We start from the raw sequence: 22,023 nt of genomic DNA, 5'->3' as shown, positions 1-22,023 counted from the left end.
GTTGTCGTGTGCCTCAAGTGTTATTAAGTATGATGAAAATATAAATTTCATTGAGCGCGATCAATGAATCCGTTTTGTCAAAAACGGCGACTACATTGAATGTGCTGGTAGAGGAAACACCTTTTACAGCGTTCGCTTTCACATCAAGTAAGGACTGAGATTATGAAACTTCTCGCCAAGACTGTGATCAGCGCTATCGCCGCCCTGGGCCTGGCCTCGGCCGCTTCGGCCGCCACCGTTTCGCCGACCGGTCCGGTCGTCGTCTCGGGTCAACTGAACCAGTCGCTCGCCGGCGGCCAGTTCCTGACCGTCTGCAACGTCGTCTTCCAAGGCGTCGCCGACTCCACCGGTCTGACCCTGACCTCCTACACGGGCACGAACGTCAATGGCGGCGACCTGGCCTGCGACGACTCGCTGGTCTTCCCGATCCGCGTCGACGCCGTGTCGGCCACGCAGCTGAACGTCCAGTCGCTGGTCGTCAGCACCCGCTTCGGCGACTGCGCCAACACCAACATCCCGGTGACCTTCGCCAACTCGTCGGTGACCTTCCCGGTCGGCACGACCCTGGGCGGCGGCGTGTGCGAACTGAACGGCACCCTGAGCGTCTCGCCGTCGATCACCATCAACTGATCCGGCGCGAGGGCGTCGGGGGCGGCTTCGTCCCCGGCGCCTTCATCCTTTCCCCCGATGCCCTGGTTGCTTTCCGACACGGTGGCGGCGCCCACGGCCGTGGCCGGCGTCGAGGTCGTCGCGCGCCGCGGCGCGGCGAAGGCGCCGCCCGAGGTCGAACTGGGCGAGGCCGAGATCGACGCCCTGGGCGCCTATGACATAGGCGAGACCGTCGACCGGATCGCCGCCGTCCGGGGCCTGGGCGCGGGGCCCGTCGTCATCATCAACGGCCGGCGGGCGCTGAACGCCGCCGAATACATGGGTTTCCCGCCGGACGCGCTGGATCGCGTCGAGATCCTGCGACCCGAGGCGGCGGGCCTCTACGGCGCGGATCCATCGCGCCGGGTCGTCAATCTCGTCCTCAAGCGGCGGTTCGACAGCCTCGACGCTCGCCTCAGCGAGGCGCGCCCCACCGCCGGTGGCCGCTCGGCCCTGGCCGCCGACGCGCGTCGCGCCTTCATCGCCGGCGACGACACCCGCCAGTTCGGCGCTCGCGCGTCCCGCGACAGCGCGCTGCGGGCCGGCGAGCGTGACGTCTATCGCCGCGACCATCCCGGCGACGACGCGGTCACCCTGCGTCCGGCCGGCCGCACCTTCGGCGCCAACCTGTCCTTCAACCGGGCGCTCGGCGACTGGACGACCTCGCTCGGCGTCAACGGACGCACGCAGGCCGACCGCTCGACCGCGCGGCGGGGCGCGGGGATGGTCGACTCTCGCAGGCGGTTGCGGAACCTCGCGCTCACCGCCGGCGCGGGCGGGGAGCTGGCCGGCTGGTCGGTGCGTCTTGGCGTCGACGGGCAACTGTCCGAGGCGGTGCTGAGCGGCGTTTCCGACACCGCCTCGGCCAGCCGCTCGATCGCCGCCAGCCTGGGCGCCGATCGTCGCCTGCTGGACCTGCCGGCCGGGCCGGTGCAGGCCAACCTGTCGGGCCGGGCGTCGCGCACCGTCTCGACCGTCGAGACCGGCGGCAAGGAGACGCGCCGCGATGGCGACACGGCCGATCTGCAGTTCGGCCTCGCCGCGCCGCTGGCCCGTGCATCGCCGGGCGCGGGCCTGGGCGACGTGGTCCTGAGCCTGGGCGCGAGCCGGCGCCAGGCCAGCGGGACCGGCGGCGGGGCGGGCATGAGCGCCGGTCTTTCCTGGACGCCGCTGCCGAAGCTGCGCCTCAACGGCGCCTGGTCGCGCGCCGCCGACAATCCGACCAACGCCCAGCGCTTCGATCCCGTAGTGTCCGGCGAGCCGACGCTGGTCTTCGACTTTCGGACCGGCCAGGCGGTGCGGATCCTGCCGATCCTCGGCGGCAATCCGGCCCTGGTCCCGCAGGAGGCCGACCGGGTCTCGCTGGGCGTCTCGGCGGGACCGTTGACGCGGTGGACGGCGTCGGCCGCGATCGCCTTCGAGGCGGCCGCGACCCGCGACGGCGTCGGCGCCTTGCCCGCCCCGACGCTGGCCGTCGAGGCCGCTTTCCCCGAGCGCTTCCAGCGGGACGGGGAGGGGCGGTTGGTCGGCCTCGACCAGCGGCCGATCAACATCCGCTCGGACCGCTCGCGGATGCTGTCGTCCAATCTGGGCTTCGGCCCGCCGTTCGAGACGGCCGGAACCTCGCTGCGGGTGTCGCTGAGCCACGCCTGGCGGCTGGAGAGCAGGATGGTGATCCGCGAAGGCCTGCCGGCCATGGATCGCCTGGCCGGCGACGGCGGCGGGGCGCCGCGCCACGAGCTGGCGGCGACGCTGGACGGCCGGCGCGGGCGCTGGTCGGTCAACGCCACGGCGCGCTGGCGTCAGGCCTATCGCATTCGCCGCGATGTCGGTCGTGACGGCCCCGACGATCTGCGGCTGGCCGCCTTCGCCGGGCTCGACCTGAAGCTCGGCTTTCTACAGCGGCTGCCCGGCCGGGCTGGCGCGGGCCGCGCCGACCTCAAGCTGGTCCTGGAGGTCGAGAACCTGTTCGACGCCCGCCCTCGCGCCAGGCTGGGCGACGGTCGCTCGGCGCCGGCCTATGGCCGAGACGATCAGGACCCGCTGGGCCGGGTCGTGCGCATGACGGCGGCGGGGCGCTTCTAGTCAGAAGGCGTCGGGGGCGGCTCGTCTACATACCGCTCCGTCACCGCTCCATCCAGGTGGCGGATCCGTGCCTGGGCCAGCACCCGAGGCTCCATCAGCCGCGCATTGATCCCGATCTTGTCGCGGGCCGGGTCGTTGGAGCTCCAGTGGGTGACGCAGCCGCAGGCGCGGCAGCGGTGGAAAGCGATCGAGCGGTCGTCCCATTCATAGGTGTCGGTCGGCCCCTGTTCCGCGCGGTGCACGGCGCCCAGGGGGTAATAGGCCCACAGCACCCCGTAGCGGCGGCAGATCGAGCAGTTGCACTGCGTCACCTCGGCCGGCGCGGTCTCGATCTCGAAGCCCACGGCCCCGCAGTGGCAGCTGGTGCGGATCATCTGGCGTTCCCCAAAAGAAAAGGCCCGGAGCTTGCGCCCCGGGCCGATCCCAAAGTGCTTCAGGCCTTTCGGCTTAGCACTTGTAGTACATCTCGAATTCGACCGGGTGCGGGTGCAGTTGCAGACGCATCACTTCTTCCATCTTCAGCTCGATGTAGCTGTCGATGAAGTCGTCGTCCATGACGCCGCCGGCCTTCAGGAAGGCGCGGTCCTTGTCCAGGCTTTCCAGGGCTTCGCGCAGGCTGCCGCAGACTTCCGGGATCTTCTTCTGCTCGCGGGGCGGCAGGTCGTAGAGGTTCTTGTCGGCGGCCGCGCCCGGGTCGATCTTGTTGATGATGCCGTCAAGGCCGGCCATCAGCAGGGCGACGAAGGTCAGGTACGGGTTGCCCATCGGGTCCGGGAAGCGGGCTTCGATGCGCTTGGCCTTCGGCGAGTCGACGTGCGGGATGCGGATCGAGGCCGAGCGGTTGCGCGAGCTGTAGGCCAGCTTCACCGGGGCTTCGTAACCCGGCACCAGGCGCTTGTAGCTGTTGGTGGTCGAGTTCGAGAAGGCGTTGATGGCCTTGGCGTGCTTGATGATGCCGCCGATGTACCACAGGCATTCCTGGCTGAGGCCGGCGTACTTGTCGCCGGCGAACAGCGGCTTGCCGTCCTGCCAGATCGACTGGTGCACGTGCATGCCCGAGCCGTTGTCGCCGAACATCGGCTTGGCCATGAAGGTGGCGGTCTTGCCATAAGCGTGGGCCACGTTGTGGATCACGTACTTATAGAGCTGCATGCGGTCGGCCATGGTGACCATGGTGTCGAACTTCAGGCCGAGTTCGTGCTGGGCCGGCGCCACTTCGTGGTGGTGCTTTTCCGGCTTCATGCCGAGCTCGCCCATGACGGCCAGCATTTCGCCGCGCAGGTCCTGGGCCGAGTCGACCGGGTTCACCGGGAAGTAGCCGCCCTTGGGGCCCGGGCGATGGCCCATGTTGCCTTCCGGATAGGCCTTGCCCGAGTTCACCGGCAGTTCGGTCGAGTCGAACGAGTAGCTGGTGTCGTGCGGGGCGGTCGACCAGCGCACGTCGTCGAAGATGAAGAATTCGGCTTCCGGGCCGAAGTAGACGGTGTCGCCCACGCCGGCCGACTTGACGTAGTTCAGCGCGGCCTTGGCGATCGAGCGCGGGTCACGGTTGTAGGGGGTGCCGTCGTCCGGGTTCACCACGTCGCAGAACAGCGCCAGGGTGGTCTGCTGGTAGAACGGGTCGATGATGGCCGAGGTCAGGTCCGGACGCAGCTTCATGTCCGACTCGTTGATGGCCTTCCAGCCGGCGATCGACGAGCCGTCGAACATGGTGCCGTCGTTCAGGAATTCGTCGTCGACCAGGTCGATGTCGAAGGTGACGTGTTGCAGCTTGCCGCGAACGTCCGTGAAGCGGACGTCGACGTACTTCACGTCCTTTTCCTTGATCAGGTCCAGGATTTCCTTGGCGGTGCTCATTGATATCCCCTTTGAGCGAGAAAGTCTGAGGAGAGGGCCGTGGGCTAGACGGCGGACGGACCGGTTTCGCCGGTCCGGATGCGGACGACTTCGGTGATCTCCGAAACGAAGATCTTGCCGTCGCCGATGCGGCCCGTGCGGGCGGCGTTGGTGATCGCCTCGAGGGCGGCGTCGAGCTGGCCGTCCTCGACGACGACCTCGACCTTGATCTTGGGCAGGAAGTCCACGACGTACTCGGCGCCGCGATAGAGCTCGGTGTGGCCCTTCTGGCGTCCGTAGCCCTTGGCTTCCAGAACGGTCATCCCTTGGACGCCCATGTCCTGGAGCGCCTCTTTGACCTCATCCAGCTTGAACGGCTTGATGACGGCTTCGATCTTTTTCATCGGTCTCTTCCGCGCCCGACGGCGCATGGCCTCTGACTTTGAGCGGCAAGGATCACGCCGCCCGGAGCGCTACAAGCCGGGGTTCCAGGGATTGTCGCGGTTCGGACGCTCATTCAGGCATATGAGTGAATCTTGAGCGACGTTTGATTGAAAAATATGCATTTCGGAATTGTGGCTGGAAACGGCCTTGTCGCGACCCGATAGCCGCCTAGGATTGCGAAAACGATCGTTTGAACGGGGGTGAACATGCGCGACGAGACGCCGGTTTTGATCGGCGCGGGCCAGTTCACATTTCGCGGGCCCGCCGAAAATTCGCCTTCGCCGCTGGAATTGCTGAAGATTGCGGCGAAACGCGCTGTCGCCGACGCCGGGTTGGAAGGGACGGTTCTTGCGCGATTGGACGCTCTGGCGGTCGTAGCGTTCAGCATCGACGCCCCGGGCGGTCTTTCGAAACTGCCGCTTCCCCGCCTGTCGGATCCGCCGGCCAGCCTGGCCCGGGCGATCGACGCGGCGCCGGCCTGGTCGGTCTATACCGAGACCGGCGGCAACAGCCCCCAGCAGGCGATCAACGTCCTGGCCGAGCGCATCGCCCGGGGCGAGTCGCGGCTGGGCCTGGTCACGGGCGCGGAGTTTCTCGGCTCGCTGATGAAGCGGATGAAGAACGGCCTGGGCTTCGACGGCTGGGCCGACGACATCGACAGCAAGCCCGCCCGCATCGGCGATCCGCGTCCGGGCGTGACGAAGCAGGAGGCCGCGCATGGCCTGGGCTATCCGGTCAATACCTATCCTCTGTTCGAGAACGCCCTGCGGGCCCGCGACGGGCGGTCGCTGGCCGACCATCAGGCGAGGCTTGGCGCGCTGTTCTCGCCGTTCACCAGGGTGGCCGCCGCCGATCCGGAGGCCTGGTTCCCGGTCGAGCGCAGCCCTGAGGAACTGGTGACGGTGACCGAGCGCAACCGCATGGTCGGCTATCCGTACCCCAAGTACCTCAACGCCATCATGGAGGTCGACCAGTCGGCCGCCGTCCTGGTCGCCAGCGTCGGCATGGCGCGCGAACTGGGCGTGCCACAGGATCGCTGGGTGTTCCTGCACGGCTGCGCCGACGCCGCCGACCTCTGGTACCCGCTTCAGCGCCAGGACTTTCATTCCAGCCCGGCCATCCGCCTGACCGGCAAGCGGGCCCTGGAGATGGCCGGGATCGATCTGGCCGATCTCGACCTGATCGACCTCTATTCCTGCTTCCCCTCGGCGGTGCAGGTGGCGGCCGAGGAACTGGGGATCGCGCTTGATGATCCGCGCGGCCTCACCATCACCGGCGGCCTGCCTTATTTCGGCGGGCCGGGGAACAACTACAGCCTCCACGCCGTGGCGCGGTTGATGGAGCGTCTGCGCGCGCGGCCGCCGGGGGCCTATGGCCTGTCGACCGCCAACGGCTGGTTCCTGACCAAGCAGTCGGTGGGCGTCTATTCCACGCGTCCAGTCGAGGGCGAGTGGCGGCGCGAGGATCCGGCCGTGATCCAGAGGGAGATCGACGCCCTGCCGCATCCGCCGATCGCCGAGGCGCCGCAAGGCCGCGCGACCATCGAGACCTACACCGTCGTCCATGCCCGACAGGGGGCTCGCATGGGCATCGTCATCGGACGCACGCAGGACGGCGCGCGGTTCGTGGCCAATACGCCGGACGACGAAGCGACCCTGGCCGACCTGGAGCGCCGCGAGGGCGTCGGCCGTAGGGGCGTGGTCGGTCCGCATCCTGACGGGGTCCGCAACCTCTTCACGCCGGACGCCGCCTGATGGGCCGCGTCCACGTCATTCGTCACGGCAAGCCGGCTTCGACCTGGGGTGGCCATGACGACGATCCGGGCCTCGACGATGCGGGACGCGAGCAGGCGAGGGCGGTCGCCGCCGTGCTGGCCGCCCTGCCGGAAGGGCCTGTGCGGGTGATCTCCTCGCCGCTGCGACGCTGCCGCGAGACCGCCGCGCCGCTGGCCGCGCTGCTGGGTGTCGAGGTCGAGATCGAACCGGCCGTCGGCGAGATCCCGACGCCGGCCGACCTGGCGCCCGAGGCGCGTCCGGCCTGGCTGAAACAGGCCTTCGCCGGCGACTGGGCCGATATTGAGGGCGATCGCGACTACCAGGGCTGGACGGTCGAGGTCGGCTGCGCTCTGGCGCGATACGAGGGATGCGCCGTCTTCAGCCACTTCGTCGCGCTCAACGCCGCCGTCGCGGCGGCGCAAGGGACCAGCGCCGTCATGGCCTTCAGGCCCGACCATGCCAGCGTCACCGTCTTCGAAGTCGTCGACAACCGCCTGCGGCTGGTCGAGAAAGGCAGGGAGGCCTCCACCGGGGTTCTTTGATGGAGCCGCCCGTGTCGCCTCGCCAGATCATGACCGTCGACGAGATGAAGGCGGCCGATGCGGCGGCGGTGACGGCTGGGACGCCGGCGACCGCTTTGATGGAGCGGGCCGGCAAGGGCGCGGCCGAGGCGATCCGCGCGCGCTGGTCGCGACGTTCCGTGGTGATCTGGTGCGGCCCCGGCGACAACGGCGGCGACGGCTATGTCATCGCCCGCCACCTGAGGCGGCGCGGCTGGCCGGTGCGGGTCGAGGCCCTGGCGCCGCCGGCCTCGCCCTCGTGCCGCTGGGCGGCCGAGCGCTGGCGCGGCGAGGTCCATCCGCTGAACCCGGCCGTCTCTCCGGCCGAACTCTATGTCGATGCGCTGTTCGGCGCGGGCCTGTCGCGGCCGCTGGAAGGGCTCGCCGAAGACCTCGCGCGGGCGGCGCGAGGGCTGTCGTCGCGCATCGTCGCCATCGACATGCCCAGCGGCGTCCACGGCGACACCGGCGAGTCCCTGGGCGGCGAGGCGTTCAGGGCCGCGCTCACCGTCACCTTCCACCGTCGCAAGCCGGCCCACGTGCTTGTCCTGGGCCGCGCGGCCTGCGGCGAGATCGAGATGATCGACATCGGCCTGTCGGAGACCGGCGCCGGCGATCTGGTCGAGAACGACCCGGGCCTGTGGGGGCCGCGCTTCCCCTGGCCGTCCAGCGACGCCCACAAGCACGCGCGCGGCCGGCTGGTGGTGGTCAGCGGCGAGGCCTGGAGCACCGGCGCGGCGCGCCTGTCGGCCCGAGCCGGCCTGCGGATCGGGGCGGGGGTCGTCACCCTGCTGTCGCCGCCGGGGGCGTTGGCCGTCAACGCCGCCCACCTGGAAGCCGTCATGCTGGCGCCGTTCGAGACCGACGCGGATCTGGCCACGCTGGCCGATCGCGCGGCCGCCGCCGTGATCGGTCCGGCGGCCGGGGTAGGGGAGGCGACGGCGCGAAACCTGACCGCCCTGGCCGGCACGGGCGCGGCCCTGGTGGTCGACGCCGACGCCCTGACCAGCTTCGCCCACGCGCCCGACGAGCTGTTCGCGCGCCTGGATCGCGATGACGTGCTGACCCCGCACGCGGGCGAGTTCGAGCGGCTGTTTCCCGGTCTGCTGAAGGCCTCGCCCCAACGCATCGCCGCCGCCCGCGAAGCCGCGCGCCAGGCCGGTGCGATCGTGCTGCTGAAGGGGCCCGATACGGTCATCGCCGCGCCGGACGGCCGCACGGCGGTGAACCTCAACGGCTCGCCCTGGCTGGCTACCGCCGGTTCGGGCGACGTTTTGGCCGGCTTCATCGCCGGCCTGGCGGCGCAAGGCATGGACAGCTTCGACGCCGCCTGCGCCGGGGCCTGGATCCACGCCGAATGCGCGGCGATCCATGGGCCGGGCCTGATCGCCGAGGACCTGCCGGGCCTGGCGCCGGCGGTGCTGAAGAGGTTGTGGGAGGCCCACCAGAAACCTCTCCCATAGGGGAGGTTTACGCGTCAGGCCCCGATCGTTTCCAGCTCGAACGGCGTGGTCTGGTAGACCTCGTTCAGCCAGTTGCCGATCAGCAGGTGGGCGTGGCTGCGCCAGCGGTTGCGGGGCGGGCGGCTCGGATCATCGCCGGGGAAGTAGTGCGCCGGCGGCGGGGTCGAGGGATCGATCGTCCGGTCGCGGGCGTACTCGGCCGCCAGGGTGCCGGTCTCGTATTCCGGGTGATTGAACATGTAGAGCCAGCGGCGGCGGGCGTCCTCCAGCAGGCACAGGCCCGACTCTTCCGAATCAAGCAGCACCCGCAAGCCGCCGTCGGCCGGCAGGTCCTCGGGGCGCACCTCGGTCCAGCGCGACACCGGGATGTCGATCTCGTCGGCCAGACCCCGCAGATAGGGCGAGGCCGGGGCCAGGTTGGCGTGGGGGAAGACGCCCGAGCGCTTGTCGGCCAGCACGTGCTTGGGCACGTCATGGAAGTGCTTCACGCCGGCCTGGGCGCCCCAGCAGACGGCCAGGCCGGCATGCACGTGGGTTTCGCTCCAGTCGAAGATGCGCGACAGCTCGTCCCAGTAGCTGACCTCCTCGAACGGCAGGGTCTCGACCGGCGCGCCGGTGACGATCAGCCCGTCGAAGCGCTCGTGCCGCACCTCTTCCCAGGTGCGGTAGAAGGCCAGCATGTGCTCGGCCGAGGTGGTCTTGGGCGAATGGCTGGCCAGTTGGAGCAGCGACAGCTCAACCTGCAGCGGGCTGGCGCCCAGAAGACGCGCGAACTGCCGCTCGGTGCTGGGCTTGTCGGGCATCAGGTTCAGCAGGCCGATGCGCAGCGGCCTGATGTCCTGGCGGGCGGCGTCGGTGTCGGCCATCAGCGACAGGCCTTCGGCTTCCAGCGATGCGCGGGCCGGCAGGTCGTCGGGGATCTTGATGGGCATGGGCAGCGTCCGTCCGTCGCAAAAACCAAGGACTCGCGACGGCTCTAGGGCTCACCCGTTTCGTTGCCGTCGCGGCCGCATCCCCCCGACGGGGCGCCACCTTGCTCGGGAAGCAGGTTGGCGTTGGGCGAGCCCAACTCTTGATGCAGGCTTGGCTTTAAAGCGGGCCGCGGGCGGCCGCAAGGGGACGCGACGTCGCGCTCGCGGGGCGGACAGGCGGCAAGGGTCGGGTCAGGCTTCCAGGCGGTGCAGGACGATCTCGGCGCGGACGCCTTCGTCGAACAGTCGGCTGCCGTAGTCGAGCGCGGCCTGGAACGATCGCTGCTCGAGGGAATCGGTGAACACCACCTGATGGTCGCAGGTGACTTCCCAACCGCCGTCGGTCTGGTTGACCTCGATCGTCCGCATACGCTGTTCTCCTACGCCATGGCGCAGTTAACCGTCGCTGATGGGCAATGGTTGCGTGCGAATCCACGAAAGTTCAAGCGCGACCGAATGGCGCGCCGAACCTAATCCGTAGGGAGAGGGAAAACCGGCCCGGGCGTCAGTCGGGGGGGCAAGGCCCGGGCCGGTCAATGTCCCGTGGCGTTACGCTCGACGGGACACGGAGAAAACGACGTCGCCCGAGCAGGGTTCCTCAAGCCTGCGAAAAATCTTCGCGGCCACTTCAAATCTTCGGCGACGACGGTTAAGGCTCGCCCCCACGCGGATGTGGCGGAACTGGTAGACGCACTGGATTTAGGTTCCAGCGCCGAGAGGCGTGGAGGTTCGAGTCCTCTCATCCGCACCATGTCGCCGCGCGCAGCGTTTTGCGCGCGGCGACGCCATACCCTTTGATCGACGCGAAGTGTCGTGACATAAGGGCGCTCTTTCGCCGCCCCGGTGACGCGGGCGGCTATGATTTTTTGACCCCTGGGGCGGACGACGGGCGCGGGCGCCCGGATCCGAGAAGCTAAGAATGTCGATGCAGATCGTTGAAAAGTCGGGCGAAGGCCTCAGCCGGGTTTACGGCGTTACGGTGCCCGCGAGTGAGCTGGCCACGCGTCTCGAGGCTCGGATCGCCGAAGTCGCCCCGCAGATGAACGTCAAGGGCTTCCGCCCGGGCAAGGTGCCGGCCGCGCACGTGCGCCGCCTGTACGGCAAGGGCCTGATGGGCGAAGTCATCGAGCAGGCGCTCAACGAGACCACCCAGAAGATCCTGGACGACAACAAGCTGCGTCCGGCCGGCCAGCCCGACCTGAAGCCGACGTCCGACATGGACAAGGTCGTCGCCGGCGGCGAGGATCTGGCCTTCGAACTGGCCGTCGAGATCATGCCGGAATTCGAGCCGATCGATCCGTCGACCATCGAGCTGGTCAAGCCGGTCTACAAGATCGAGGATTCGGAAGTCGAAGAGGCCCTGGCCGAGCTGGCCAAGCAGGCCCGCACCTACGAGCCGCGCAAGGGCAAGAGCCTGAAGGCCAAGGACGGCGACCAGCTGCTGATCGACTTCGTCGGCACCATCGACGGCGTCGCCTTCGCCGGCGGCACGGCCAACGACGCCGAGCTGGTGCTCGGTTCGGGCCAGTTCATCCCAGGCTTCGAAGAGCAACTGGTCGGCGCCAAGCCGGAAGACGTCGTCACCGTGAAGGTGAAGTTCCCGGAAGAATACCAGGCCGCCGAGCTGGCCGGTAAGGACGCCGAGTTCGCCACCACCGTGAAGGAAGTCCGCGCTCCGGTGGACGCGGAAGCGGACGACGAGCTGGCCAAGCGTCTGGGCCTGGCCGACCTCGCCGCCCTGAAGGACCTGCTGAAGTCGAACCTGGAAGGCCGCTACACCAACAGCTCGCGCTTCAAGCTCAAGCGCGCCCTGCTGGACGTGCTGGACAGCAAGCACGACTTCGCCCTGCCGCCGCGCATGGTCGAGGCCGAGTTCGCCGGCATCTGGCAACAGGTCCAGGCCGACAAGACCCAAGGCGGCCTGCCGCCGGAAGACGCTGACAAGACCGAAGAGCAGCTGCAGGACGAGTACAAGAAGATCGCCGAGCGCCGCGTGCGCCTGGGTCTGGTGCTCGCCGAGATCGGCCGCAAGAACGACGTCGTCGTCACCGACCAGGAACTGAACGAAGCGATCGTCCGCGAAGCCCGCCAGTACGGCGCCCAGGCCCAGCAGGTGTTCGACATGTACCGCCAGCGCGCCGACCTGCAGGCCTCGCTGCGCGCCCCGATCTACGAAGACAAGGTCGTCGACCTGATCTTCGCCAAGGCCAAGGTCGAGGAAAAGGAAGTCTCCAAGGAGGAGCTCCTTGAAGAAGACGACCTGCCGGAAGGCTACGGCGGCTAAAAGCCTCGTCCCTTCGGGAAACGAACGAGAGGGCGCGGATCGAGAGATCCGCGCCTTTTCTTTTGCGCATTTTCCTTGGGGGCGGGCGCCTTGCAACCTGTTAAGCGCCACGCGATATGCGTGGGGTGCGCTGGCGCGACGCTGATTCGCGCCCGCAAAGACATTTCGAGAAGGGCGAACCCCACATGATGTACGATCCGGTTTCGACGGCGATGAACCTCGTTCCGATGGTGGTCGAGCAGACCAGCCGCGGCGAGCGCGCCTTCGACATCTTCTCGCGCCTGCTCAAGGAGCGGATCATCTTCCTGACCGGTCCGGTCGAGGACGGCATGGCCTCTCTGATCTGCGCCCAGCTGCTCTTCCTGGAGTCCGAGAACCCCAAGAAGGAAATCGCCATGTACATCAACTCGCCGGGCGGCGTGGTGACGTCGGGCCTGGCGATCTACGACACCATGCAATACATCAAGAGCCCGGTGACGACGGTGTGCATGGGCATGGCCGCCTCGATGGGCAGCCTGCTGCTCGCCGCCGGCGCCGCCGGCCAGCGTATCGCCCTGCCGAACGCCCGCATCATGGTGCACCAGCCGTCGGGCGGCTTCCGCGGCCAGGCTTCGGACATCGAGCGCCACGCCGAGGACATCATCAAGACCAAGCGCCGCCTGAACGAGATCTACGTCAAGCACTGCGGCCGCACCTATGAAGAGGTCGAGCGTACGCTGGACCGCGACCATTTCATGAGCGCCGACGAAGCCAAGGCCTGGGGCCTGGTCGACCAGGTCTACGAGACCCGCGACGCCGCCGAAGCCGGCGCGTAAGGCTCCCCTCGCGAGCACTGAGGATGAAGCCGCCGGCCACGAGGCCGGCGGCTTTTTCTTTGCCGTTGCGATGGTCCCGCTTTGGCCATGGGTGAGCGATCGAGCGAAACAAACCGGCCCCAGATCGGCCGGGCCGGGCGGCGACAAGGATCCCATGACGATCCTCGAGCCCCGGAGCCCGGCCATGACCGCCCGCCGCCGCCTTTCGATGCTTTCGGCCCTCGCGGCCTTCCTGAGCCTGGCCGGCGCGGCCGCCAACGCCCAGGACTTCTCTGATCCGGCCCCGCGCCACGGGATCGCCACCATGCGCGTCGGCGTCAGCCCCGAGCAGGTGCAGCAGATCATCTCCGACCGCCTGCTTCAGGACGGCGTGACGGCGGGCCTGGCCACCCTGCGCCAGAACCTGGCCCTGACGCCGGCCCAGCAGGATCGCTGGCGCGACTTTATCCTGGCCTCCAGCGCCCGGCCGGCCGGCGTGGTCCTGGCCGTCGCCGCGCCGCAGGACGAGACGCCCCTGGCCCAGGCCCGCGCGGGCCTGGCCCTGCAGCGCGAGCAGCTGGCCGTCGAGCAGCGGCGGGTCAAGGCGATGGCGCGGCTCTACAAGGCGCTGGACGACGACCAGCGGGCGGTCTTCGACCAGGCCTACGCGGCGATCGGCAGCCTGTCGGTCAGCACCCAGGCGACGGGCCTGGCGTCGGCCGGCGCGAGCGTGGAGTAGGCGCCGGGATCCTCCCCCTGAAGGGGGAGGTGGCCCGAAGAGCCGGAGGGGGGGGGGCTGCTGAGTTGGAGGCGATCACGTCCCCCTCCGTCGCTCCGCGACACCTCCCCATTCAGGGGGGATCTGGATCCTAGACCGGCTTGCCCTTGAAGATGCGGTAGCCGCGCTCCTGGGCGATGGCCAGCATCTCGGTGTCGCCGGAGGTGTCTCCATAGGCGGCGGCCAGCTTCACGCGCTCGCCGAAGGTTTCGCGCAGGCGCACCACCTTTTCCGGTCCCCGGCAGTTGGGGCCCGAAAGCCCGCCGGTCACCTTGCCGTTCAGGTCGTAGGCCAGCTTGGTGCCGATCAGCAGGTCGGCGCCGATGCCGCGGGCGAACGGGGCGACCACCGTGTCGGGCGAGGCGGTGACGATCACCATCCTTGCGCCCTGCGCGCGCCAGCGCCGCCACACGGCCAGGGCGTCGGGGCGGAACAGGCTCTGGGCGTGGGTCTCGGCGAAGGTGCGGGCCTGGGCCTCCAGCCGCTCCTGCGGCACGCCCTTGAGGAACTCGCGGATGGCCGCGGCCTTGATGCGGCCGCGATCGCGATGGAACAGGTAGGACAGGGCGGCCGGCGCCAGGCGGATCATGCCCATCGTCCAGCGGCCGCCGCTGACCCGCCATTTCAGGAAGGCGGTAAAGCTGTCGCGCACCGTCAGCGTGCCGTCGAAGTCGAAGGCCACCAGCGGCGGGCTGGCTTCGGTGTGCGTCGGGGCGTGCGCGTCTTCCGACGCCTCGTGAATCTCGGACATCTCGTCTCCGCCCACCGGGCGAACTCCTTCTTGCGGCGCCGCTTGCAGCACGATTCCGGTCGCTTGCAGAAAGATTAGAGCCTGCGGCGATGTTCCGCAGCCCACTGATCGCTTGCTTTGGCCTACAGTCGTCCCATCTAGGGATGGAATCCCATGGTCAGAACCGAAACATCCACGAACTTGGCGCCGGAAACGGGCTCCAAGGCTTGTGCCGCGCGTTCGGATCGGGGAATGTCAAGGATTAGACAACTCCCGTTGGGTATCCTGTTGCTTCGGTGGCGGGATACGCGTTGGGAGTCGGCGGTAGCGGCTTTCGCCGTATCCGCCCTAGCGTGAGAAGCGACCATGACGAAAGCCGCCAGCGGCGACGCCAAGAGCACCCTGTACTGTTCTTTCTGCGGAAAGAGCCAACATGAAGTGCGCAAGCTCATCGCCGGACCCACCGTGTTCATCTGCGATGAATGCGTCGAGCTTTGCATGGATATCATCCGTGAAGAGCACAAGATCGCCTTCGTGAAGTCCAAGGACGGCGTTCCGACGCCGCGCGAGATCTGCGAAGTCCTGGACGACTACGTGATCGGCCAAGGTCACGCCAAGAAGGTGCTCGCGGTCGCGGTGCACAACCACTACAAGCGCCTGAACCACGCCTCGAAGAACAACGACGTGGAACTGGCCAAGTCGAACATCCTGCTGGTCGGTCCGACCGGTACGGGTAAGACCCTCCTGGCCCAGACGCTGGCTCGAATCATCGACGTGCCGTTCACGATGGCCGACGCCACCACCCTGACCGAAGCCGGTTACGTGGGTGAAGACGTCGAGAACATCGTGCTCAAGCTGCTGCAAGCCGCCGACTACAACGTCGAGCGCGCCCAGCGCGGCATCGTCTACATCGACGAGATCGACAAGATCAGCCGCAAGTCCGACAATCCGTCGATCACCCGCGACGTGTCGGGCGAAGGCGTGCAGCAGGCCCTGCTGAAGATCATGGAAGGCACCGTCGCCTCCGTGCCGCCGCAAGGCGGGCGCAAGCATCCCCAGCAGGAGTTCCTGCAGGTCGACACGACGAACATCCTGTTCATCTGCGGCGGCGCCTTCGCGGGCCTCGAGCGCATCATCTCGGCCCGCGGCGCGGCCAAGTCGATCGGCTTCGGCGCCAAGGTCGCCGATCCGGAAGACCGTCGCACCGGCGAGATCCTGCGCGGCGTCGAGCCCGACGACCTGCAGCGCTTCGGTCTGATCCCGGAATTCATCGGCCGCCTGCCGGTGATCGCCACCCTGGAAGACCTCGACGAGGCCGCCCTGGTGAAGATCCTGACCGAGCCGAAGAACGCCTTCGTCAAGCAGTACCAGCGCCTGTTCGAGATGGAGAACATCGGCCTGACCTTCACCGAGGACGCCCTGCACGGCGTGGCCAAGAAGGCCATCGCCCGCAAGACCGGCGCCCGCGGCCTGCGCTCGATCATGGAAGGCATCCTGCTGGAGACCATGTTCGAACTGCCCAACTACGAGGGCGTCGAGGAAGTGGTGGTCAACGCCGAGGTCGTCGAAGGCCGCGCCCAGCCGCTGCTGATCTACGCCGAGAAGAAGGGCGGCGCCGCCTCGGCCTAACCGCCGGCGACGCAAGCTGAAACGAGAACGGCGGGTTCGAAAGAACCCGCCGTTTTTGTTTGCCCGCCAGCCGCCGCGCCAAGATCCTCCCCCTTTGGGAGAGGTGGCCCGAAGGGCCGGAGGGGGGTGTTCTCTGCTTCCAAGACGCCGGCCGGCCATTCCCCACCAACATCCGCCTCCCTCGCCCTCGTGGCGAGACGCTCAAGAGGAACCTCCCCCTGTGGGGGAGGCGATCGCGCAGCGATCGGTGGGGGGAGTCTTCACGAAATCAGCCATCCCACCGAAAGCTGAAACTGTCCCCCACCGGCCTTTGGCCGCCTCCCCCAGAGGGGGAGGTTCCTCGCCAAAGATCCTCCCCCTGAAGGGGGAGGTGGCCCGGAGGGCCGGAGGGGGAAGTTCCTGATGAGGTCGAAGTGGTTGCTGAGTCAGCAGCGACTTCCCCCTCAGTCGCTCCGCGACAGCTCCCCCTTCAGGGGGAGGATCTGGGAGGATGGGCCGGAGGGGCCGCCGGCAGGCGGCCTCAACCCGCGTCGTTCAGTCCCGACGCCGGCTTCCAGTCGAACAGCGCCTGCAGGGTCCGCACCGCCTCGCCGCGCGGCGAGGTCAGCGCCGGGTCCCTCGCCAGGATCAGGCGGGCGTCGTCGGCGGCCACCGCGATCAGGTCGCGGTGGGCCACCGGGTCGGCCAGGCGATAGGCGGGGAAGCCGCTCTGCTTGAGGCCCAGTGGGTCGCCGCCGCCGCGCAGCTCCAGGTCCTTCTCGGCGATCTCGAAGCCGTCGTCGCTGCGTCGCAGGATGTCGAGCCGCTGCTGGGCGACTTCGGAGAGGGGCGGGTCGTACAGCAGCACGCAGGAGCTTTCGCGCATGCCCCGGCCGACCCGCCCGCGAAGCTGGTGCAACTGCGCCAGGCCGAAGCGGTCGGCGTGCTCGATGACCATGATGCTGGCGTTGGGCACGTTGACGCCCACCTCGACCACCGTTGTGGCCACCAGCACCCCGACTTCGCCGTCGACGAAGGCCTGCATCACCGCGTCCTTCTCGGCGGCCGGCATCTGGCCGTGGACCAGGCCAACGCGCGGCCCCAGCACCTTGCGCAGGTCGGCGGCGCGATCCTCGGCCGCCCGCAGGTCGACCTTCTCGGACTCCGACACCAGCGGGCAGATCCAGAAGGCCTGGGCCCCGCCCTCGATGGCCGAGCGCAGGCGATCGACGATCTCGGGCACGCGCGGCGTCGGCGCGGCGCGGGTGGCCACGGGCGTGCGGCCGGGCGGCTTCTCGTCGATGCGCGAGACGTCCAGGTCGCCGAACACGGTCAGCTCCAGCGTCCGGGGGATCGGCGTGGCCGACATGGCCAGGAGGTGCACGCCGTCACCCTTTTCCTGCAACCGGCGGCGCTCGTTGACGCCGAAGCGGTGCTGCTCGTCGATGATGGTCAGGGCCAGGGTCTTGAAGGCCACGTCGTCCTGGAACAGGGCGTGGGTGCCCACCGCCACGGCGGCCGAGCCGTCGGCCAGCTTCTGGAGCTTGGCCGCCCGGGCCGCGCCCTTGTCGCGTCCGGTCAGCAGCACGACGGCCAGGCCTTGCGCCTCCAGCGGCGGAGCCAGGGTCTCGTAGTGCTGGCGGGCCAGGATCTCGGTGGGGGCCATCAGGGCCGACTGGAAGCCGGCGCCGGCCGCGTCGGCCATGGCCAGCATGGCCACGACGGTCTTGCCCGAGCCGACGTCGCCTTGCAGCAGGCGGCTCATCCGCTCGCCGTGAGCGAGATCCCCGCGCACTTCCGACAGGGCCCGCACCTGGGCGCTGGTCAGGCGGAAGGGCAGGGCCTTCTCGGCCGCCTCGGCCAGCGGGCCCGAGACGATGCGTGGCCCCGGTTGGGCGCGCTTGCCGGCCTTGCGCTGGGCCAGAGCCAGTTGGTGGGCCAGAAGTTCGTCATAGGCCAGGCGTCGGCGGGCGGCCGACATCGGCGAAAGATCGATCTCGCCCTCGGGCCCGTGCAGCCGCTCGAAGGCCTCGCGCCAGGCCGGCAGGCCCTCGCGGGCCATCCAGGCGGCGTCCTGCCATTCGGGCAGGGCCTGGGCGCGCGACAGGGCCTCCAGCGCGAACTTGCGGAAGGTGCGCGAGGGCAGGCCGGCGGTGGCGGGATAGACCGGTTCGATCGGCGGGATCTCGTCGATCCGCTCGGCCTCGAGCACATAGTCGGGGTGGGCGACCTGGATCTCCGAGCCGAACCGCTCGACCTTGCCGCTGACCGCGCGCCGCGTTCCGACCGGATGCTGGCGCTCCAGATGCGGGCCGTGGCCCTTGAACCAGACCAGGGTGACGAAACCCGTCTCGTCCCAGCCACGGATGCGCCAGGGCTGGCCCGAGCGCTGCGGCGGCAGGTGGGCGTCGATGGTGACGACGAAGGTCTGGACCTGGCCGTCCTGGGCCAGGGCGGCCGTCGTCGCCGTGCGGCGGATCAGGCTCTGGGGCGGCGTGAACAGCACGTCGCGCACGATCGGCCCGGCCAGCTTCTCGACCAGGGGCGCGACACGGGGCCCGACCCCCTTGAGAGTCGAGATCGCGGCGAACAGGGGGAAGAGCGACTCGGGACGCATCGGCGGGAGGATAGCCAAGGCAGGGTGTTCTCGTCCCGTTCGCCTTGCGCGAATTTGTGGACCGGACTGACTAGCGGTCCCGCTTTTCGGAGACTCGCCCATGCCCTTCGCCACCCATCGCGGCCAGAAGATCCACTACACGGTGGAAGGCGATGGGCCGCTGGTGGTGCTGCAGCACGGACTGTTCATGGACGCCGAAAGCTGGCGCGCCAACGGCTTCGTCGCCGCGCTGAGCAAGCGCTTCACCGTGGCCTGCGTCGATTCCCTGGGTCATGGCCTCAGCGACAAGCCGGCGGACCCGTCCCTCTACGCCCAGGACCAGCGGGCCGGCGACATCGTGGCGGTGCTCGACGGCCTGGGCGCGGAGAAGGCCCACCTGGTCGGCTACTCGATGGGCGGCTGGATGGCCGTGGGCGTGGCCAAGTATCATCCCCAGCGCCTGGCCTCGCTGACCATAGGCGGCTGGGACCTGGCAGGCGGCGTGCCCAGGGGACCTGCCGGGCCGATCCGCTTCGACATCTTCTGGGGCTTCAGCCAGCAGGTCGCGCCGGCGCTGGTCGGCTGGGTGACGCCGGAAATCCTGCCGGGCGTGCAGGCCTGCTTCGAGGCGCTGAACACGCTGGACGGTGCGGCGCGGGCCGTGCTGGGCGCGGGCGTTCCGGTGCTGTTGTGGGACGGGACGGCGGATCCCTATCACGCGCCGTCCCAGGCCTTCGCGGCGGCCCATGGGCTGCCGTTCGTCTCGACGTCGGGCGACCACCTGCAGGCGATCCTGTCGCCGCGAGCCGACGTGGTCGCAAGGCTCGGCGAGTTCTTCGCCGAAGCCTGACGCGATCAGTCTTCCGCTTGCGCGGGGTTGCCCACCGGCGACAACTCGGCCAGCAGGTCGGCCAGTTCGTCGGCGCGGGCGGCGCCCGAGACGTTCAGGCGGATGTAGAGGTGCTCGGCTCCGTGCTTGTCGGCCGCCTCGGAGAAGCCGCGCGTGGAGTCGTGCAGATTGTTGGCCTCGCCGGCGAACACCACGACGCCTTCGGCGTTCACATAGAGATAGTTGCCGGCGATCGTGGTGCGCGGGTCGCGATCCTCGGCCAGCTTGTAGCGATAGACGGCGCCGGAGGCGCCTTTCAGGTCGATATAAGGTTTCACGAATCCTCGCCTCTAGACACACGCGGCGTAGCCCGGGAGGGGTGCGGGGCGCCAGAGGCTAAATTATGGCTGCAAGCTTCGCAATTTGCTGAGAAACCTTTGTGTTCGTTCTTCGCGGGGTTCGGCGAACAGGGTCGCCGACGGGCCTTCTTCCAGGATCGCGCCCTCGTCCATGAAGATCGTCCGGTCGGCGACCTCGCGGGCGAAGTCCATCTGGTGGGTGACGATGACCATGGTCCGCTTCTCGGCCGCCAGGTCGCGAATGACCGCCAGCACCTCGCCGACGAGCTCTGGATCCAGCGCCGAGGTCGGTTCGTCGAACAAAATGACCTCCGGATCCATGGCCAGGGCCCGGGCGATGGCGCAGCGCTGCTGCTGGCCGCCGGAGAGGGCGCCCGGATAGGCGTCGGCCCGATGGGCCAGGCCCACCTTGGTCAGCAGCTCCAGCGCCCTTTCTCGCGCCTTTGCGGGCGGATCGCCGCGCACGAGCATCGGCGCCTCGGCGACGTTCTCGATCGCGGTCTTGTGCGGGAACAGGTTGAAGTTCTGGAACACGAACCCGACCCGCCCCTTGAGGGCGCGGGCCAGCGGGATCTTGCCCCCGGCCTCGACGCCGGCGATCGACAGGGTTCCGCCGTTCAGCGCCTCCAGGCCGGCGAGGCAGCGCAGCAGGGTGCTCTTGCCCGAGCCGCTGGGGCCGATGACGGCCACCACCTCGCCGGGGGCCACCGTCAGGTCGACGCCGTTCAGCACGGCCGTGTCGCCGAAGCGCTTGGACAGGCCCTCGGCCTCGATGGCGCTCATCGGCGGGCCTCCGCGCGGCGTTCCAGCCAGCCCTGGCCCAGCGCCAGCAGGCTGGAGACGATCCAGTAGATGGCCGCGGCGCTGAGATACATGGCGAAGATCTCGTACGTCCGGGCGGTGATCAGCTGGGCCTGGCGGAACAATTCGGGCACCTGGATGGTCGCGGCCAGCGAGGTGTCCTTGACCAGGCTGATGAAGCTGTTGGACAGCGGCGCCACGGCGGTGCGGGCGGCCTGGGGCAGGATGATCCGGCGCATGGCCTGGGCGCGCGTCAGGCCCAGCACGGCGGCGGCTTCCCACTGGCCCTTGTCGACGGCCGTGATGGCGCTGCGCAGGATCTCGCCGGCGTACGCGGCGACGTTCAGCGAGAAGCCGATGCCGGCCGCCGCCAGCGGCGGCAGCTCCAGCCCCAGTTGCGGGAGGCCGTAATAGATCAGGAACAGCTGCACCAGGAGCGGCGTGCCCCGGAACGCCGAGACATAGACCGCCGCCGGCCAGCGCAGGAAAGGCGAACGCGACAGCCGCATCAGCGCCAGGCCAAAGCCTAGCAGCAGGCCAAGGCCCATGCCGATCAGGCTGAGCAGCACGGTATAGACCGCGCCCTTCAGCAGCAGCGGCGCCGACTGGGTGATGAGCTCGGCGGCGTCCATCGGCTAGCGGGTCACGTCCAGGCCGAACCACTTCTGCGAGATAGCGGCCAGGCGTCCATCGGCGCGCAGGGCGTCGATGGCCTCGTCGACCAGCACCTTCAGGGCCGGATCGCGCTTCATCACCACGCCCTGGCTTTGCGGGGCGAAGGGCGGGCCGGCGGCGATCAGGTCCGGCGCGGTCTTCAGGAAGTCGGCGGCCACGAGCCGGTCGTTCAGCACCGCGTCGATGCGGCCGGCCCGCAGGTCCTGGTACTTGGTCGGGTCGTCGTCATAGGTGCGGATCTGCGCCTTGGGCTGGTTCTCGCGCAGCCACTGCTCGTAGTGGGTGCCAAGGCCGACGCCGACCTTCTTGCCGGCCAGATCGGCGGGGCCGGTGACGCCGGTCTTGCCCTTGGGCACGATGATCAGGATGCCCGAGACCGTATAGGGCTTGGAGAAGTCGTACTTGGCCGCCCGTTCGGGCGTGATGGTGATCTGGTTGATGACGACATCGGTGCGGCCCGATTCCAGCGCGCCCAGCAGGCCGGCGAACGGCGCGGCGACGAAGTCCGGCTTGACCTTCATCTGCTCGGCCAGGGCCCTGCCGAACTCGACGTCGAAGCCGGTCAGCTGGCCGTCGGCGCCCTGGAAGTTGAACGGCGGGTAGGTGCCCTCCAGGCCTATGCGCAGGGTCTTGGTCGCCTCCACCCGCGCGGCTCCGCTCGTCCCTCCGGCCGTGTCCTTGCCGCCGCAGCCGGCCAGGGTCAGCGCGCTTCCGGCCCCAAGGCCCAGCAGGATGTCACGGCGAGCGGGGAATCGCATGGCGGGCCTCGAAGCAAAGGTCATCGGTC

Annotated in this window: 21 protein-coding genes, 1 tRNA gene and 1 riboswitch; of the genes, 11 read left to right on the top strand and 11 right to left on the bottom strand. The window is 68.9% G+C overall.

The features are described 5' to 3' along the window. The first annotated feature begins 162 nt into the window (after positions 1-162). On the top strand, positions 163-630 hold the full coding sequence (locus DDF62_RS24390) for a hypothetical protein (protein WP_116491512.1): 468 nt from the start codon (positions 163-165) through the stop codon (positions 628-630). Positions 631-696: 66 nt separating this feature from the next. Next, a complete protein-coding gene (locus DDF62_RS24385) occupies positions 697-2,733 on the top strand; it encodes a porin family protein (protein WP_133244988.1) in 2,037 nt (678 codons plus the stop codon). Here DDF62_RS24385 and DDF62_RS24380 read toward each other — a convergent pair. The 3 genes from DDF62_RS24380 to DDF62_RS24370 form a co-directional block, all read right to left on the bottom strand. Then, on the bottom strand, positions 2,730-3,107 hold the full coding sequence (locus DDF62_RS24380) for a GFA family protein (RefSeq protein WP_208866932.1): 378 nt from the start codon (positions 3,105-3,107) through the stop codon (positions 2,730-2,732). The genes DDF62_RS24385 and DDF62_RS24380 overlap by 4 nt on opposite strands. Before the next feature lie 73 nt (positions 3,108-3,180). Further along, entirely contained in the window at positions 3,181-4,590 is a 1,410-nt protein-coding gene (gene glnA, locus DDF62_RS24375) for a type I glutamate--ammonia ligase (RefSeq protein ID WP_116491510.1), read from the bottom strand. Positions 4,591-4,634: 44 nt separating this feature from the next. After that, entirely contained in the window at positions 4,635-4,973 is a 339-nt protein-coding gene (locus DDF62_RS24370) for a P-II family nitrogen regulator (RefSeq protein ID WP_116491509.1), read from the bottom strand. Positions 4,974-5,219: 246 nt separating this feature from the next. Between DDF62_RS24370 and DDF62_RS24365 the strand changes: the two genes are divergently transcribed. From DDF62_RS24365 to DDF62_RS24355, 3 genes are read left to right on the top strand one after another with little or no spacing between them, the layout of a single operon-like run. Beyond that, the gene (locus DDF62_RS24365) at positions 5,220-6,767 is read left to right on the top strand and encodes an acetyl-CoA acetyltransferase (RefSeq protein ID WP_116491508.1); all 1,548 of its coding nucleotides are present in this window, start codon (positions 5,220-5,222) and stop codon (positions 6,765-6,767) included. Further along, positions 6,767-7,330, top strand: coding sequence for a histidine phosphatase family protein (locus DDF62_RS24360; protein WP_116491507.1), 564 nt, complete (start codon positions 6,767-6,769; stop codon positions 7,328-7,330). Before DDF62_RS24365 ends, DDF62_RS24360 begins: the two co-directional genes overlap by 1 nt. 29 nt (positions 7,331-7,359) lie before the next feature. Further along, complete coding sequence (locus DDF62_RS24355; protein ID WP_244286942.1) at positions 7,360-8,811, top strand: NAD(P)H-hydrate dehydratase; 1,452 nt, start codon at positions 7,360-7,362, stop codon at positions 8,809-8,811. Positions 8,812-8,825: 14 nt separating this feature from the next. Here the strand turns inward: DDF62_RS24355 and DDF62_RS24350 are convergent, their stop codons facing one another. Together DDF62_RS24350 and DDF62_RS25795 are read right to left on the bottom strand one after the other, a co-directional pair. Further along, positions 8,826-9,743: a homoserine O-succinyltransferase gene (locus tag DDF62_RS24350; RefSeq protein WP_116491505.1), complete on the bottom strand. Its 918-nt coding sequence runs from the start codon at positions 9,741-9,743 to the stop codon at positions 8,826-8,828. Positions 9,744-9,792: 49 nt separating this feature from the next. Beyond that, a riboswitch (SAM-I-IV-variant riboswitch) is annotated at positions 9,793-9,895 on the bottom strand. A gap of 79 nt (positions 9,896-9,974) precedes the next feature. Further along, positions 9,975-10,151: a hypothetical protein gene (locus DDF62_RS25795; protein ID WP_165799284.1), complete on the bottom strand. Its 177-nt coding sequence runs from the start codon at positions 10,149-10,151 to the stop codon at positions 9,975-9,977. A 297-nt stretch (positions 10,152-10,448) separates the two neighbouring features. Between DDF62_RS25795 and DDF62_RS24345 the strand changes: the two genes are divergently transcribed. The 4 genes from DDF62_RS24345 (at position 10,449) to DDF62_RS24330 (ending at position 13,599) form a co-directional block, all read left to right on the top strand. After that, positions 10,449-10,533, top strand: a tRNA-Leu gene (locus DDF62_RS24345). A gap of 174 nt (positions 10,534-10,707) precedes the next feature. Continuing rightward, positions 10,708-12,066, top strand: coding sequence for a trigger factor (tig, locus tag DDF62_RS24340; protein ID WP_279629676.1), 1,359 nt, complete (start codon positions 10,708-10,710; stop codon positions 12,064-12,066). 185 nt (positions 12,067-12,251) lie between these two features. Then, a complete protein-coding gene (locus tag DDF62_RS24335; protein ID WP_116491503.1) occupies positions 12,252-12,881 on the top strand; it encodes an ATP-dependent Clp protease proteolytic subunit in 630 nt (209 codons plus the stop codon). 184 nt (positions 12,882-13,065) lie between these two features. Further along, positions 13,066-13,599, top strand: a complete 534-nt coding sequence (locus DDF62_RS24330) for a Spy/CpxP family protein refolding chaperone (protein ID WP_165832374.1) — start codon at positions 13,066-13,068, stop codon at positions 13,597-13,599. A gap of 130 nt (positions 13,600-13,729) precedes the next feature. Here the strand turns inward: DDF62_RS24330 and DDF62_RS24325 are convergent, their stop codons facing one another. Then, a complete protein-coding gene (locus DDF62_RS24325) occupies positions 13,730-14,389 on the bottom strand; it encodes an HAD-IB family hydrolase (RefSeq protein ID WP_101717729.1) in 660 nt (219 codons plus the stop codon). Positions 14,390-14,734: 345 nt separating this feature from the next. On the opposite strand from DDF62_RS24325, the gene clpX reads away from it, so the two are divergent. After that, positions 14,735-15,997, top strand: coding sequence for an ATP-dependent Clp protease ATP-binding subunit ClpX (gene clpX, locus DDF62_RS24320; protein ID WP_116491501.1), 1,263 nt, complete (start codon positions 14,735-14,737; stop codon positions 15,995-15,997). A 520-nt stretch (positions 15,998-16,517) separates the two neighbouring features. Here clpX and recG read toward each other — a convergent pair. Further along, a complete protein-coding gene (gene recG, locus DDF62_RS24315; RefSeq protein WP_116491500.1) occupies positions 16,518-18,593 on the bottom strand; it encodes an ATP-dependent DNA helicase RecG in 2,076 nt (691 codons plus the stop codon). Positions 18,594-18,693: 100 nt separating this feature from the next. Between recG and DDF62_RS24310 the strand changes: the two genes are divergently transcribed. Beyond that, the gene (locus DDF62_RS24310; RefSeq protein WP_116491499.1) at positions 18,694-19,422 is read left to right on the top strand and encodes an alpha/beta fold hydrolase; all 729 of its coding nucleotides are present in this window, start codon (positions 18,694-18,696) and stop codon (positions 19,420-19,422) included. 5 nt (positions 19,423-19,427) lie between these two features. Here the strand turns inward: DDF62_RS24310 and DDF62_RS24305 are convergent, their stop codons facing one another. From DDF62_RS24305 to tcyJ, 4 genes are all read right to left on the bottom strand, one after another. Continuing rightward, positions 19,428-19,739, bottom strand: a complete 312-nt coding sequence (locus DDF62_RS24305) for a hypothetical protein (protein WP_116491498.1) — start codon at positions 19,737-19,739, stop codon at positions 19,428-19,430. A 63-nt stretch (positions 19,740-19,802) separates the two neighbouring features. After that, the gene (locus DDF62_RS24300) at positions 19,803-20,543 is read right to left on the bottom strand and encodes an amino acid ABC transporter ATP-binding protein (protein ID WP_116491497.1); all 741 of its coding nucleotides are present in this window, start codon (positions 20,541-20,543) and stop codon (positions 19,803-19,805) included. Beyond that, positions 20,540-21,193, bottom strand: a complete 654-nt coding sequence (tcyL, locus tag DDF62_RS24295; RefSeq protein WP_116491496.1) for a cystine ABC transporter permease — start codon at positions 21,191-21,193, stop codon at positions 20,540-20,542. Before tcyL ends, DDF62_RS24300 begins: the two co-directional genes overlap by 4 nt. A gap of 3 nt (positions 21,194-21,196) precedes the next feature. Next, entirely contained in the window at positions 21,197-21,994 is a 798-nt protein-coding gene (gene tcyJ / locus DDF62_RS24290; RefSeq protein ID WP_116491495.1) for a cystine ABC transporter substrate-binding protein, read from the bottom strand. Positions 21,995-22,023: the final 29 nt, after the last annotated feature.

Source organism: Caulobacter radicis, assembly GCF_003094615.1.
Lineage (GTDB): Bacteria > Pseudomonadota > Alphaproteobacteria > Caulobacterales > Caulobacteraceae > Caulobacter > Caulobacter radicis.
This window is presented reverse-complemented; position numbering and strand designations above follow the sequence as displayed.